This is a genomic window from Pseudobdellovibrionaceae bacterium, assembly GCA_023898385.1.
In the GTDB taxonomy this organism is placed as follows: domain Bacteria; phylum Bdellovibrionota; class Bdellovibrionia; order Bdellovibrionales; family UBA1609.
On the sequence record CP060220.1, the window covers coordinates 1,412,302 to 1,427,892 of the forward strand.

Annotated in this window: 13 protein-coding genes; 6 read left to right on the plus strand and 7 right to left on the minus strand. The window is 44.1% G+C overall.

Translation table 11 applies throughout. The features are described 5' to 3' along the window. Positions 1-132 precede the first annotated feature (132 nt). The 3 genes from H6626_06235 to H6626_06245 are packed head-to-tail and all read right to left on the minus strand — an operon-like array spanning position 133 to position 3,498. Positions 133-1,473, minus strand: a complete 1,341-nt coding sequence (locus H6626_06235) for an FAD-dependent monooxygenase (protein USN48687.1) — start codon at positions 1,471-1,473, stop codon at positions 133-135. Further along, positions 1,466-2,707: a kynureninase gene (gene kynU / locus H6626_06240; GenBank protein ID USN48688.1), complete on the minus strand. Its 1,242-nt coding sequence runs from the start codon at positions 2,705-2,707 to the stop codon at positions 1,466-1,468. Before kynU ends, H6626_06235 begins: the two co-directional genes overlap by 8 nt. Before the next feature lie 5 nt (positions 2,708-2,712). Further along, complete coding sequence (locus H6626_06245; GenBank protein USN48689.1) at positions 2,713-3,498, minus strand: fumarylacetoacetate hydrolase family protein; 786 nt, start codon at positions 3,496-3,498, stop codon at positions 2,713-2,715. 318 nt (positions 3,499-3,816) lie between these two features. Between H6626_06245 and H6626_06250 the strand changes: the two genes are divergently transcribed. The 5 genes from H6626_06250 (at position 3,817) to H6626_06270 (ending at position 8,073) form a co-directional block, all read left to right on the plus strand. Next, the gene (locus H6626_06250) at positions 3,817-5,268 is read left to right on the plus strand and encodes an aldehyde dehydrogenase (protein ID USN48690.1); all 1,452 of its coding nucleotides are present in this window, start codon (positions 3,817-3,819) and stop codon (positions 5,266-5,268) included. Positions 5,269-5,334: 66 nt separating this feature from the next. After that, entirely contained in the window at positions 5,335-5,760 is a 426-nt protein-coding gene (locus H6626_06255; GenBank protein USN48691.1) for a RidA family protein, read from the plus strand. 12 nt (positions 5,761-5,772) lie between these two features. Next, positions 5,773-6,294, plus strand: a complete 522-nt coding sequence (gene nbaC / locus H6626_06260; protein USN48692.1) for a 3-hydroxyanthranilate 3,4-dioxygenase — start codon at positions 5,773-5,775, stop codon at positions 6,292-6,294. After that, the gene (locus tag H6626_06265; protein USN48693.1) at positions 6,295-7,329 is read left to right on the plus strand and encodes an amidohydrolase; all 1,035 of its coding nucleotides are present in this window, start codon (positions 6,295-6,297) and stop codon (positions 7,327-7,329) included. 3 nt (positions 7,330-7,332) lie between these two features. Then, positions 7,333-8,073, plus strand: a complete 741-nt coding sequence (locus tag H6626_06270; GenBank protein USN48694.1) for an SDR family oxidoreductase — start codon at positions 7,333-7,335, stop codon at positions 8,071-8,073. An 89-nt stretch (positions 8,074-8,162) separates the two neighbouring features. Here the strand turns inward: H6626_06270 and H6626_06275 are convergent, their stop codons facing one another. Both H6626_06275 and H6626_06280 read right to left on the minus strand, forming a co-directional pair. After that, positions 8,163-9,107, minus strand: coding sequence for a nucleotidyl transferase AbiEii/AbiGii toxin family protein (locus H6626_06275; GenBank protein USN48695.1), 945 nt, complete (start codon positions 9,105-9,107; stop codon positions 8,163-8,165). Next, a complete protein-coding gene (locus H6626_06280) occupies positions 9,082-9,678 on the minus strand; it encodes a hypothetical protein (protein USN48964.1) in 597 nt (198 codons plus the stop codon). Before H6626_06280 ends, H6626_06275 begins: the two co-directional genes overlap by 26 nt. Positions 9,679-10,223: 545 nt before the next feature. Between H6626_06280 and H6626_06285 the strand changes: the two genes are divergently transcribed. Beyond that, positions 10,224-11,372: an ATP-binding protein gene (locus H6626_06285; GenBank protein USN48696.1), complete on the plus strand. Its 1,149-nt coding sequence runs from the start codon at positions 10,224-10,226 to the stop codon at positions 11,370-11,372. A 186-nt stretch (positions 11,373-11,558) separates the two neighbouring features. Here H6626_06285 and H6626_06290 read toward each other — a convergent pair whose 3' ends face one another. Beyond that, a complete protein-coding gene (locus H6626_06290; protein ID USN48697.1) occupies positions 11,559-12,953 on the minus strand; it encodes a tryptophanase in 1,395 nt (464 codons plus the stop codon). Positions 12,954-12,971: 18 nt separating this feature from the next. Continuing rightward, entirely contained in the window at positions 12,972-15,563 is a 2,592-nt protein-coding gene (locus H6626_06295) for an adenosylcobalamin-dependent ribonucleoside-diphosphate reductase (protein USN48698.1), read from the minus strand. Between the last annotated feature and the right edge of the window lie 28 nt (positions 15,564-15,591).

A 15,591-nucleotide genomic window follows, 5' to 3' on the forward strand; every position in this document is an offset into this window, starting at 1 on the left:
GTAATTGGACCAAAAAGAAAACAGAAACTACTGTTAAGTGATTTCAACAGGTTAAGGTGCCTTTTTAGGTCTGGGGCCGGCCTGGCACTCGCCTTTCACTCTTTAAAACCCACCGTTTGGCCCGAACAGTCCTCAAAGAAGAAGTTGTTTTGCGGCTTCAATGTCTAACTGGGACGGGTCGTTAATATTGGCGCAGAGCTGATCTAAAATTTTATTTTGTTCGATGCCCTTGGATTTTGCTTCAGCATATGGAACCAACGTGTAGGTCACCATGGCGTAGCGAGTTCGATAAAGTTCCGGCAGCTCTTGTTCTAAACGCCGCTCCACTTTTTTCCGCAGCAGGAACTTATCATCGGCCACTCGATCTCGCATCTCTATAAAATTCTCGATGGCCATATCGGCAATGGCATCGGCGTTGGGCTTCTGGCGTTCAAAATATGTTAAAAACGCTTTCTCCCAATCCTCTGAAAACTCGTCCAGTGCCGTCATCAGGTAAGTGATGTCTTCAAACCCACAGTTCATACCTTGTCCAAAAAAGGGCACCACGGCATGGGCGGCATCTCCTAAGAGCGCCACTTTATCTTTGAAAACCCACGGAGCGCATCTCACTGTGCCGAGAAAACCTTGCGGATTTTCACTGTACTCCGTGGCCAGATTTGGCATTAAAGGTACGGCATCTGGGTACTGTTCTTTAAAAAACTGAAAGGCCTGATCCGCCGTTTTGACTTCTTCAAAACTGTCACGGCCCGCCTCGGGTAGGTACAGCGTCATTGTAAAAGAGCCATCAAGATTGGCTAGTCCCATTAGCATATGGTGCCCTCTGGGCCAGATGTGCAAGGCGTTTTTGTCTAGAGCGTACTCTCCGGCGCCAGCAGCAGGCAGTGTGAGTTCTTTGTAGCCTGCTCCCAATGGTTCAAGCGTATTCACTTGTTCCACACCCCGTTTTTGTAACGCACTCATCATCTGTTTGCGCACCACTGAACCGGCGCCATCTGTACCGAAGATATGGTCAAATTTTTCTGAGCCACTTTCAAATCTCAGAGTCGAATTCTCTATATCCATTTCCAAGATGGGACATTCGAAGTGCAACTGAGCCCCCTCGATCTCTGCCTCGTGCAGCAGCATTTGATTCAAGTGAGTTCTTGAAATTGAATAATTACATTCTGAATCATTTCGACCATAAGGCTGATACGTGGTTTCGCCTTTGAGGTCATGCATCATTCGGCCACGCACAGAAACAGTTTGCTCTTTGACTTTATCCCAAAGTCCCACCTTTTCAAGGGCGTGAATGCCCCGGGAGGTCACCACCAAATTGATTGATCGGCCCCCATCTAAAATGTTTTTTCTGAGGTCCGGCCGGCGCTCGAATACTTTAACTGAATGACCCCGCTTTCGCATATAAACGGCCAACAACGAACCCACCAGGCCCGCACCCACAATGGCGATGTGTTTTACTGAAGAAGGATTAGCCATTGAGACCTCCATTGATAGCGTCAACAAGTCGATAAACATCTTCAAAGCTGTTATACAACGGAGCCGGCGCCATTCGCAAAATATCTGGTTCTCTAAAATCCACAATAACTCCCGCCTCGGAGAGTTTTTTAGCCAAAGTTTTTGGCTCCCCTTTTATGCGCACGCAAAGCATGGAACCCCTATTTTCTGGAGTCACTATCTCGCAAGCGCCAGCACATTCTGTCTTCAGCAGATATTCCAGGTAAGTGGTGAGGCGGTCGCCCCGTTCTCGCAAGGCCCACATTCCGGCTTCATCGAAGATCTCTAAAGAAGCCCGTAAGGTCGCCATCGGCAAAATGGGTGGATTACTGAGCTGCCAAGCCTCGACCGTTGGCATAGCCTGAAACTGTCTCGACATTTGAAACCGCTTTGACTTATCTGTACCCCACCAACCTTCAAAGCGCGGAATATCTTTTTTATTTAAATGCCTTTGGTGAACAAAACATCCCGCAAGTCCGCCAGGCCCAGAGTTTAAATATTTATAAGAACACCACACAGCAAAATCCACACCGTCATCATGTAACGACAAACCAAGATTGCCGGCGCCATGGGCCAAGTTAAAACCAGCTAAAGCCCCCACATCATGAGCCGCACTGGCGATGGCTTTCATATCGAATTTGTAGCCCGTCAAGTAATTGCAATTTCCCAGCATTACCAACGCCAACGAGGAGCCCAACTCTGAGATTGTTTCAATAATTCTGTCGTGCTCAACCTCTACTATGGCCTGTTTGGGATCAAACCCATGAAAACGCGCTTGCGAGTCCACGGCATATTGATCAGAAGGAAAGGTGTTTTTCTCTATAAGTATTTTAAATCGTTCTTTGCTCGGCCGATAGAAACTCACCATCATCAAGTGTAAATTCACGGTGAGTGAGTTCATCACCACCACTTCGTCAGGTCTTGCCCCCACAAGGCGCGCGGACGGCTCTGTTAAGAATTCATGATAAGAGTACCAAGGATGTTCGCCCAAAAAATGACCTTCAACACCGTATCGTCCCCAGCTATCAAACTCTTCCATCGCATAGTGACGCGCCCGAACCGGCATCAGTCCCAGCGAATGGCCGGCAAAGTAGAGTTGGTCTTCGCCAGTTTGAGTTTTTGGGAATACAAATTCCCGGCGAAACCGAGAAAATGGGTCTTTTTCATCAAATGCTCTTGCCGCCTGTAAGCTAGCCGACTCCGCTATGAACATCATACTTGTTATTCCCCTACCTGAAATCCTACCGAACCTAGGCCTTCCACCTCGAGTTGCACTTTCATATTAGGCTCTAGCGCCACGGCCGAAGTGGCTCCGCCAGCTAGCACCACTTGACCTGCCTTTAGTGTTTGGCCATTTTCGTGCAACAACTCAACCAGTTGTACCACTGATATAATGGGATCACCTGATATGGCGTTTGAGTTTCCCTCACCGGCCGTCTCGCCGTTAATGGTCATTTCCATAGCCAAGTCTGCAAGATTTATCTCGGAGAAATCCTCTCGCCAATTGCCCAAGACAAAATGCGAAGAGGACGAATTGTCAGCAATGACGTCTTGTAATGAAAAATACTTAAACTGTTTGTATCGAGAATCTAATATCTCAAGGGCCGGACACACGGCACTCACGGCCTCTAGGGCCTTTTCGCGGGTAGTGGGATAGGATAAATCCTCACCCATTAAAAATGCGACTTCTGGTTCAACCTTTGGGTGAATGCTATTTTTTAATTGAAACTCGCCCCCATCTTCAAGGGCCATCTTGTCAGTCAACCCGCCGTAAAGTGGAGAATGCAGGTTCATTTGCTGCCGCTTGGCTTCGGATGTGAGGCCCATCTTCCAACCCACTAGGGCTTCACCATTTTTTTCTCGAAATGCCAATCCCAAGGCCTGTACTACATAGGCATCGCGAGTTTGAAAATCAGAAATCGTTTCACTAAATTGCTCCACTGGAGCTTGATTGACTCGTGCACTGTTGAGGTCGCTGGCTATCTGTTCGCGAAGATTTGAATCCATGACTTACACCTTTTGTTCTCAATGGACCGCAACGATATTCATAAAAAGCATGGGGTACAAGACAAAACACCATAGCCAACGAGGTTCGCCAAATCCAAGAACAGGGGCGGGCCAGAGGGTTCGGCCACAAGCTCCGTTTCGGTGGCTCCACCCATTTATTTTCAGATTCACAATACACTCCGCGGCGCTCTTGAGCTGCCCCTTATAAACTGTCGACGCCCGTTTTCTTATGAAAAGGGAGGGAATAACGCCGGATGACTGGGTGTGACAGAAAAGTCTGTTTATCGATAGAGCACTGGTCTGCTACAAGAATTCTATATGCAAGAAACTCACACCATACTTAATTTTATTGCCGGAGAATTTCAGCCCGCCAAAAATGGAGCTACTTTAGACAATTATTCACCGCGAACCGGACAAATCTATGGCTCATTGCCCGACTCATCGGGCGAAGATGTCATGCTGGCGGTGGAGGCGGCCCATACAGCTTTCCCTCAGTGGGCCAACACCCCTGTGCGTGAGCGAAGCCAAATACTAAGACGACTGGCTCAACTGATTGGTGAACACGCTCCTTTTTTAGCCACTGTAGAATCCACGGATAACGGCAAACCCCTGTCAGTGGCCAAAAGTATTGATATACCCCGAAGCCAACAGAATTTTGAGTTCTTCGCCGATGCCATCGGGCAATTCTCTGGTCAAAGCTATGACATGGACGGCACAGCCTTGAACTTCACTCTTCGCTCGCCCTTAGGTGTGGTGGCCTGTATATCCCCATGGAACTTGCCGCTTTATTTGCTCACTTGGAAAATCGCGCCGGCATTGGCTGCAGGCAACACAGTGGTGGCAAAACCCTCAGAGATCACTCCCATGTCGGCTTATTGGCTATGTCACTTGGCTAAAGAAGCGGGCCTACCTGCTGGTGTATTAAACATGGTGCATGGGCAAGGACAAAAAATTGGCCCTACCCTGAACACCCATCCCCTTGTAAAAGCCATCTCATTCACAGGCAGCACCGAGACCGGAAAAAAAATTGCTGAAGACGCCGCACCTCTTTTTAAAAAACTCTCCTTAGAAATGGGCGGCAAAAATCCCAATATTATTTTTGCCGACAGCCAGTTTGATGAAGCCGTGAACACCACCCTACGCTCGAGCTTTGCCAATCAAGGTCAGATCTGTCTCTGTGGATCGCGAATCTTTGTAGAAAAAAAGATTTACGAACCTTTTAAATCCGCACTGATCGATAGGGTTCGAAGTCTAACCCAGGGCGATCCGCTTCAGCCAGACACCCAACAAGGGGCCCTAGTTTCAAAAGACCATCTTGAAAAAGTATTACGTTACATTGATCTGGCAAAAAATGAAGGCGGTCGAATACTTTGTGGGGGCGAGAGAGTGTTTTTCGATGGTCCCCTTAAAGAGGGATATTATATGCAACCCACACTCATCGAGAATCTGGATGCCTTCTGTCGCACAAACCAAGAAGAAATATTTGGACCCGTGGCCACAATTACCCCTTTTGAAACCGAAGATGAAGTGGTGGAATGGGCCAATAGCACGCGATACGGTCTTGCCGGAAGCATCTGGACAGAAAACTTAAGCCGAGCCCATCGACTGGCCCGCCGCCTGGATTCAGGGTTGCTGTGGATAAACACATGGATGATGAGGGACCTTCGAACCCCATTTGGCGGCGTGAAAGATTCTGGTGTAGGTCGCGAAGGGGGCGAGGACGCTTTGCGCTTTTTTACCGAAGTAAAAAATGTGTGCATCAAGACATGAAGCTTTAGGCAACCCCTCATGGGGGTGTTGAAATGGACTTTTGATTGAATCAAATTGGAGAATGCAATGAGTGTAATTTCAGGAATTATTAGTTCCTCAAAAGCGCCTGAACCCGTGGGCGCCTATCCCCACGCTCGCCGAGTGGGCCAGCTGCTATTTCTTTCAGGCGTGGGTCCGCGTAAGCGAGGCTCAAAAGAAATTCCCGGCGTGACGTTGAACGCCGAGGGCCAGATCGTTTCTTATGATATCGCAACTCAATGCCATTCGGTGTTTCAAAATGTGCGTTATGTTTTAGAAGAGGCCGGCTCTTCATGGGACAACCTCGTTGATGTCACCGTATTTTTAACAAACATGAAAGATGACTTTTCTACGTACAACGAATTGTACAAAGAATATTTCAAAGACAATCAGCCCTGCCGCACCACACTTGAAATCAACTGCCTGCCCACGCCGATTGCCATTGAATTGAAGTGCATTGCAACCATTGACTAAAGGATTATCAAGATGAGTGAACTCTACACTGCATTTAATTTCAAAAAGTGGATCGACGACCATCGAGATCTTTTAAAGCCTCCCGTGGGCAACAAAATGGTTTGGCCCCATCGTGAATTCATTGTGATGGTTGTTGGCGGACCAAATACCCGCACCGACTACCACGTTAACGAGGGGGAAGAGTTTTTCTATCAACTTGAAGGCGACATGACCCTAAAAATAATTGATCACGAAGGAAAGTTTCGCGACATCCCCATTTGTGAAGGAGACATCTACCTACTCCCTGGAGGCGTGCCCCACTCACCACAGCGGCCGGCGGGAACCATTGGCCTTGTGGTCGAACGGCAGCGACGACCTGAAGAAAACGATGGCCTGCAGTGGTACTGCAAAGAGTGTGGCAATAAGCTGTACGAAGAATTCTTTCATCTTGAGAATATTGAAACACAATTTGGCGCTGTATTTGATCGGTACTATGGAAACCCCGATCATTACGTCTGTAAAAAGTGTGGCTCTGACAACGGCAAGAGTGCGTAAGTGAATCTTTTTAAAGTCGATATTCACACTCATATCCTTCCTCCTGAGATTCCGAAGTTTAAAAACTTATTTGGATACGGAGGATTTATTGAATTACACCGAAAACATGACAATTGCTCAGCTGACATGCGCCTAGATGATGGCACTTTTTTTAGGTGTGTAGATAAAAACTGCTGGGATGCTCACGCGCGCCTAATAGATTGCGATCAACATCAGGTGAACGTCCAAGTTCTCTCCACGGTACCCGTTATGTTTTCGTATTGGGCGAAACCCGAAGATGGGCTTTACGTCTCAAAAGTCATAAATGATCACATCTCTGAGGTGGTGGCAAAACACCCCAAACGATTTATTGGCCTCGGCACGGTTCCGCTGCAATCGCCAGGGCTTGCCGCAAAGGAACTCGAACGGTGTATGCACCAACTGGGGTTAAAAGGTGTGGAAATTGGTTCACACATCAACGAATGGAACCTCAACGACCCGGCTCTTTTTGAATTCTACGCTGCTGCTGAAGAACTGGGCGCCGCCATTTTTGTCCACCCCTGGGATATGATGGGCAAAGAAAAAATGAATCGATATTGGCTGCCATGGCTAGTGGGAATGCCGGCCGAGACCAGTCTTGCGATTTGCTCGATGATATTTGGTGGAGTCTTTGAGAAATTCCCAAAACTTCGGGTGGCATTTGCGCACGGTGGTGGATCATTTCCACAAACCATTGGACGCATTGAACATGGATTTAACGTCAGACCTGATCTGGTGGCCATTGATAACCCAGTTAGTCCGAAAAAGTATTTGGGACGATTTTATTTGGATTCGCTGGTACATGACCCAAATGTTCTGAAATATGTGGTCGACCTGGTGGGTGCCCACCGCGTGGCCTTGGGCACCGACTACCCGTTTCCACTTGGAGAACTCGAGCCCGGCCAATTGATTGCCAATCACTCTCTATTTAGTGAAGATGAGAAAAACCAATTGCTTTGGAAAACGGCTTTTGATTGGCTCAATGTTAAAAAAGAAAATTTTGTTGAGGAGCAATAAACTATGGATTTAGGAATAGCCGGCAAACGTGCCCTAGTATTTGGTGGTTCACAAGGTATAGGCAAGGCCATAGCGCAAGCCCTGGTGAATGAAGGCGTCACTGTTGCGATTAGCGCAAGAAACGAAGACACTCTTGAGCAGGCCGCTGATGAAATTGGTGCTGATTGCTTTTTTTCAAGTGACCTCACTCAACCCGGACAAGCGGCCGAAGTGGTGCGCCTATGCAAAAAGAAATGGGGCGGCCTAGATATTTTGGTTAACAACACAGGCGGCCCCGCTAAAGGACAATTTCTTGAAGTCTCCATGGAGCAGTGGCAGCAGGACTACCAAAACCTATGGCTTAGTGCTGTTGAGGCCTTACATGAATCTCTGCCCTCAATGATGGAACAAAACTTTGGCCGCGTTCTCATGATCACAAGTATTGCCGCAAAAGAACCCCTTCCCGGATTGACCACATCAAATGGTTTGCGAGCCGGACTGGCCGGACTTTGTAAATCCATAGCTACAGAGGTGGCCGCAAAGGGAGTGACTATCAATCTATTGTTGCCTGGCTACACCAACACAGATCGCATAAAGGCATTAAATCTGGCCGATGAAAAAATCAAAGACATGGTCCCAGCCGGCCGCCTGGGCGAACCCGAAGAAATCGCCGCCTTAGCCGCATTTTTGTGTTCGAAACAGGCCGGATACATAACATCCCAAAGCATCGCCGTAGACGGCGGCGTCCTCAAAGGAATTTCATAGAGTACCGAATCCCAAACCGGATCATGGAGCGACTCTTCAGGGATCACCGCACTGACAGTTCTCCAGTCCCAGCTCGGTAGTCAACCCATCTACAGCTTCGGCAACCAAGGCTTTAGATTTTCCAAGATCTTCTTCATTTTAGGTTTCTCACCATAGAAGAGGCTTTCTATATTGTGAAATCCCTTTTCGTATTTATTTAGAGTGTTCGGGTCAGATAGTAAAAACCCTTCGTTGATAGTGAGGTCAGGCTCATCCATTGGCCTAAATCTCTTCTTTTTATGCTTAAAGTAGGAATCCGTCCCAATAAACTTTTGAACACGATCTTCTTTTAGCAAACAATCCACATCGTAGTAGTGTCTCAATTGGTTTTCATTCAATTCACCAGATTCTTGTTCCTGTCGAAACTTAGTAGATATCGCTTGAAGTTTTTCTACAAATGTATACTCAGGACAATAGCAGGCAACTCCCTTGGCTCTATTGTCATTAACTTTAACGCCAACACTAACTACCCTATCATAGGCCCAGCTGGAAATATTTTTCTCTTCATTGGGAGTCGTCTGGTCAAAGCCAACTTCTAAAAGAATCCCCGACTTCACACCTTTTATTTCATCAAACAAAGAATTGTATTTCAATCTAATACCGGCGCCTCTCATCTGCTCATCATCATAGGCCACTTCTCTAATGACATCCACAATCCCTGGTATTTTTATTTGCTCTTTTAAATCTTCAAAATACCTTCTTCGCTTTTCAACATGGACAGGCTTTTTGTGATTTCTCCCAGTTGGCAATTCTTCTCCGCTAGGTGGAAATATTAAGACATCAATATCTTCAGAACACCTCTCGAGCAAGCCCCACCCTTTAGATAAAGATGTCCCACCCTTGAGATGGAATTCAAAGCCAAGTTGCTTAAGCCCCCAAAGACAATGCATAATCCAATAGTCTTTTTCAACCAACTGTGGCGGAATATATTTGTCGCCACCTGTTGCTCTACACAACTGTTCAAAATCTTCAAGTTCGTGGCAATAGTTCGCCATATAGTACCTTTAAGTAATTTTTAGTTTTAACCTTCCCGTACCTGGAGGCCATCAATCCAACCTTTTGCCTGTCAAATTCACCCTTCTTTTGGTCTAAATTTCTCAGAATCGTCTCTGGCGACTCGCCTACATTTTCAAGATTATTCAAAAGATCCACAAGGAGGTATTCCCTTGATAGTTGATTTGGAAATTCCGAGACGTTCTTAAATACAAAGTTTCTAGAGCCTAACGTGGCCTTTGTATGGCGTTTTCTATTATAAACAAAAGTATCGCCCCTTAACTGAGTCAAACCCAAGCCAAGAGTGTTATAGTGGTTATAGGACATTAAAAGAAAACGATTGTCCCCAAGAAAAGCACGAACTAAATCCTTGTCCCTCGGTGGTAAGGAACCAAATCTTGATTTCTCCATTTTCACGTAAAGACCAGGGGCAACCTTGGTAACCTCACCAGAGGAACATAGCTTTGCCAAATCACGGTCGACTGACTTTGAGTGGCTTTCAAGCTCTTTTCGCCTATAAACCACACCCGGCTTCATCTTATTTAATAGTTTCATTTCAGTGGCTGCCTTCATAAGTTTAAGTATATGCATTTCTATCGGAATATTCAATATTATTATTAAAAATTCATGCACACATCATTATAAGTGACTGAATTTACTGACTATTTAATGTCAAATTAGATAGGTGTGTCTTCCTCGGGGGACCGCGTGGAGGGTCCAGGCCCAATGGCACGCGAATTCTCGAAAGATCGGCTTTGGGTATAAAACGTTTGCCGAAAAACTCTGGAGTTGGCATCTTCAAGGTTGAGCATAAGTCAAATAAAGCACCTATTTTGAGCAACAACCACATTACAACCCTCCAAAAACAGTCAGCTTTGACGCCGTTTTTTGAGAGAGAAGTACGCTCTCGAGTTCAATCACAAAGTAATGCCTTCGTGGCTAGCTGTCGCAACCGCTATCTTATTGGATACTGGTGAGTCCCGCTAGTCGGGCAGAAGTAGCTCATGGCCACCTAGGGTTTGGCAATTTCAGCGAGTAAACTTCACATTAGAAATACTTGTAACTCATAGTAGTTCCGTGTATTATCATGAATATTAACGGTTATACTGAGGAATTTTATGAAAAGAACTCTTAACCCATTGAAATTACTAGATAGAAGCTCCTACTTTCTTTTTGGCCCGAGGGGAGTGGGAAAGAGCTTTTTGATACGTGAAACTTTATTAAACCAAGAAAATTTAACTTTTATTGATTTGTTGAGCTCAAAAAACTATTTGCGTTTGAGCGCTCGTCCCTCTGAACTCGAGTCTATGGCCCAAGGTAAAGTGGTCGTTATCGATGAAATTCAGCGTATTCCTGAGTTACTTAATGAAGTTCACCGACTGATTGAAGAAAAACAAATTTCATTTTTGTTAACGGGAAGCAGTGCTCGTTCATTAAAGCGTGGAGGGGCCAACTTGCTGGCCGGAAGAGCATTTAGAGCAGATATGTTTGCTTTCACTTGGCAAGAACTACAAGCTGAAAAAATATTTGATCTTTCAAAATACTTACTTACGGGTGGCTTGCCTATGGCATACCTCGGTGAACATCCTCACGAGTATTTGTACAATTATGTGGAGACTTATTTAAAAGAGGAAATCCAAGCAGAATCTTTAGTGCGAAATTTAGCCAACTATCACCGCTTTTTAGAAGCGGCAGCTAGCGCCAATGCAGAAATGGTCAACTTCACCAAAGTCGCCAACGATGCTCAGCTTTCACCGAATACGGTAAGAGATTATTATGGCATTTTAGAGGACACTCTTATTGGTTACTTAATTCCTGCTTGGACAAAATCAAAAAAAAGGAAAGCCGTGCAGACGGCGAAATTTTATTTTTTTGATCCAGGTGTGGTCCACGCGATTCGCCAAATTGAAAGTTTAGAACCGCAATCCGATCTTTACGGGAAAGCTTTCGAACAATTTATTGCCGGTGAAATACGGGCTTATCTCTCATATTCACAGTCACGACAATCTCTCAGCTATTGGCGCTCGACCAGTCAAATGGAGGTTGATTTTGTAATTGGAGACCATATTGCCATTGAAGTGAAGAGTTCAGACCGTACGAATCATCGTGATCACAAGGGACTGCTGGCCATCAGTGAAGAACAAGATTGGCAACACTTGCTTCTTGTTTCAAAAGACGAAACAGAACAAAAATTTAAGTCGGGCATTCACCATATTCATTGGGAAGTTTTCTTAAAAAACCTGTGGGCTGGTTATTACCTAAAATAGGACCAAGCGGACTCACTCTATAAGCAAGGATTTACCCATGTTTTTCAGCATAGGGCGGTTGGCCCAACCAGCTATTTGCAGGTGGCACTCGTGATGATCGCCCGGGGGCAGAGTGTGCCGACGCCCCTAGCCTACGCGAGATCCATCCGTCAATAACGCGAATCGTGCAGCGGTTACGGTGATTCTCTAGAATTTTACTTGTGAAAATTTTGCTGTAAAATGCCTTAAATACTTGGGCTGGTAATCAATTTTATAACCAGGAAGATTTTCAAAATTTGAGAAGGCATGACCGGCTTTTTCAATCATATAGTCCACATGACTTTGAGTGTAAACTCTTCTTGGTAGAGCCAAGCGGACAAGTTCTTTTGCAACAAATTCTTCTTTTCCGGTTTCTTCATTGCGTCGACCAAACATGACAGATCCAACTTCAACACTTCTTAATCCAATAAACTCATAAAGTGCTACGCTTAATGCTTGAGCGGGGTAGTACTCAATAGGAAAATGAGGGAGACTGGCTCCGGCATCAATGTATACGGCATGTCCACCAAAAGGTTTTACAACTTTTAGACCAATAGATTCAAGCCCACTTCCAAAGTATTCCACACTTCTTTTTCGGTAACTTAAATAATCTTCATTGAGGATTTCTTTTAAGCCAACTGCAATTGCATCAAGATCCCTACCACAAAGTCCACCATATGTTGGAAAACCCTCCGTGATAACCATGAGTTGCCTTACTTTTTGAGTAAGAGAGTCATCATTTGTAGCCAAGAAGCCGCCAATATTTGCAAAGGCATCCTTTTTAGCACTCATTAGTACTCCGTCAGCATAACTAAATAGTTCTTTTGAAATATCTTTGACTGAGGAATCACTAAATTCAGCTTCTCTGGTTTTAATAAAATATGAGTTCTCTGCAAATCTTGCAGCATCTATAAACATTGGTATTTTATATTGATTGAGTAGATTTTTAGTTTTTCTAATATTTTCCATTGAAACAGGTTGCCCACCAATGGAATTGTTTGTCACAGTCATAATGAAAAAAGGAATTTGGTCGCTATATTCCTTGAGATATTTTTCTAATTTTTCTAAATCGACATTCCCTTTAAATGGAAAGGTCGACTGCGAGTCATCTGACTCTTTGCAGGGCATATCAATTGACATGCAACCCACAGATTCAATATTTGCACGTGTCGTATCAAATTGGGTGTTTCCAATTACTTTTTGCCCAGGAGTGAGCATGGCTTTACTTAGTAGGGCTTCCGCTGAGCGTCCTTGGTGCGTGGGGATGACATGTTTCATGCCGGTGATGTCTTTAATTGTTTCTGAAAAACGAAAATAACTGTCTGAACCGGCATAAGATTCGTCACCTTCCATGATTGCGGCCCACTGGCTTGCAGACATGGCACTTGTCCCGCTGTCCGTCAATAAATCAAAGGTGACATATTTAGCAGGAATACTAAAGAGGTTGTAAAAAGACTCTTTTAAGACGGATTGACGTTCTTTTAAACTCAATATGGGAAGAGGCTCAACCATTTTAATTTTAAATGGTTCAAAAATTGTTTTTGTTGGTGGAAGAGTTTCCATCACGTATATCTCCAAATTTTAATTACACTTACTACTACCGCAATCTTTACAAATAAAACAACCCTCTTGTAGAGCAATGTTTGTGCTCGAACAGTCAGTACACTTAAGGCTTTTGATTTCAGAAATATAATGCTTTATAGTTCGTGCTATTGCCTTTGAAAAAGAAGTTATATTGCCTTCACTTTTTATAAGCTGGGAAACAATAAACTCAATGTCCGCACCATGTCTAAGTGCAGTTGAGATCATTCTAGTGAGTGCCTCTTGTTCGTTAGATTCAAAAAAGGTTCGAATGTCTCTTAGTACCCATCCATCTTGAGTCTCAAGGTTATAGATACCAGACTTCTCTTTAACTAATCGCCCCTCCTTTAGGTGGGGAGGGAGGTGCAGTCGACTTTGTTTCATAGCAAACACTTCATAGGGGTCTTCATCTAATAAGCCCACCAAAACTACCCACTTTTCCCCGGAAGTGGTTAAATGGTGAATGTGACAGTCTAAGTATTTTGGTCTTTTAGTAGCTTTTGTTCGCGGAATACCCTTAGTTTTGCCTGTTGTGGTTGTACTATTTGCTGATAAAACAGTTGTCATCGTACCCTCACGGTAAGAGGTACATCCCTTAATGGTTCCCGTATTGTATACATCGGCATATAAACGCTTAAAATCTTCATAAGGATAGTCGTTGGGAATGTTTACTGTTTTTGACATGGCAGAGTCGATATTTCGTGAAAAGACTTCCATGGTTTTAACGTGATCATCTATATTTAGATTAAAAGCCGTAGAAACCCAATCTGCTTGAGGGTCCCATGTATTATTTTGCTTGTGGAACCTAACGCCATAGTCTTTAATTTGAGATTCTTTTAAAAGTCCACGAGATTGATCAAATTTCCACACCTCTCCTTTAAACTTTGTAACAAGTAGTGTTTCATCTCCTTCAGTGGTCCAATTCCATTTAGTTTCTGGCCCTGTCGTTGTATAAGTTTTATTTTGCCAATGAACATCTTTGGGGACACCAAGCCCCTCTGGAGCAAAGGGCTGCATAGAAGTCCGTGTATATTCCGTCATAAATAAAGGTTCTAAGCCTCCAGACACATTGTTGGCAAAAACAGAACTGTTTCCAGTGGGTTGAATTGACAGTAAATGACTGTTTCGAATTCCATACTTTTTAATCTTTTCCCGGACTTCTGGTTTTAAATTTTTAACAAAGGCCCCAGACAAGTACTTAGATTCATCATAGAGGGGAAAGCTACCTTTTTCTCGGGAGAGTTCGGCTGAAGTTTCATAGGCCTTATTCATAATAAAATCACCTAGTTCTTCAGTTAATTTAAGTGCTTTAGCAGACCCATAGCGCACTTTAAGCATTAGTAAAGCAGAACCATAGCCTAATATTCCAAGTCCAATGCGTCTTTTAGTTTTTAAACTCTCTTCTTGTTCGGGCAAAGGCACTAGAGTTTTATCATTTACATTGTCCATGAAGCGAACTGCTGAGTTAATTACTTTACTGAGTTCGGCATAGTCCCAAGTTTGATTTTTTGAGTCTACAAATTGTGTCAGGTTTATTGAGCCCAACAAGCAGCATCCGCCAACAGGTAAAACTTGTTCACCGCATGGGTTCGTTGCATTGATGTGTTCAGCATAATAAAGATTATTTAATCTATTGATAGTATCACTAAAAAGTATGCCGGGTTCATTGCGACTAAAGGTAGACTTCATTATTAAGTCCCAAAGCTCATTGGCATTTTTAAATGTCTTATAGATTTTTATTGGAAGCTTTCGGGACTTCCAACTATCTAAATTTCCATCCCAGTAAGACTTATATTCCTTTTTTACAGCTTCATAATCCGGAAATTCCAAATTCCATGGTTTATTGGCCTTAACTGCAGCCATAAATTCATCTGAAACAAGAACAGACATGTTGAATTTTGTGAGTCGTCCCGGTGTTTGTTTTGCAGTAATAAATTCCTCGATGTCTGGGTGAAAAACTGACATGGTGACCATTTGGGCCCCTTTGCGAATTTTCTTTTTCCCCTTGCTTTTTTTAAGACCACTACCGGCAGTGATTACTGCACTTTGTGTATCCCACATTTCCAACAGCTTTACAGCTCCAGGTGAGTCCCCACCAATCCCTTCAACATAGGCTCCTCGTGGTCTCATTACATCAGCACAAAAACCATAGCCACCTTCAGACTTTAATATTAAGGCTTGGCGGCGGAGTTCATCCATTATGCTTTCCATAGAGTCCTGGTTTTCTCCGCGAAACCCACTAACGAAACAGTTTATATAAGTTGTTCCCTTTAAGCCGGTGCCGGCATTAGAAGTGATACGACCACCAGGAACAAATTTAAAATTTTCTAAAATATCAAGAAACCTTTCCGTCCAATAATCTCTCTGTTCAGGTTTTTCCACGGAGGCCAAGTCTTTAGCCATTGCCAGGTGTCTATCGTTGATATCTTTTTCATTTTCGTATTTGTAAGTCATCTCAAAAACTTCTTTTGAGAAGTCATCAGTAAATTGAGTATTTCTCTTGTTAATGCGCATTTTTGATTTTATTGGTAACTTATTCTGTGATTCTTGGCTACCCATTGAAACACCCTCGTGTTCAGCATTTATTGTCATAACATCTCCGTTTAAATAGCCTGTGCAA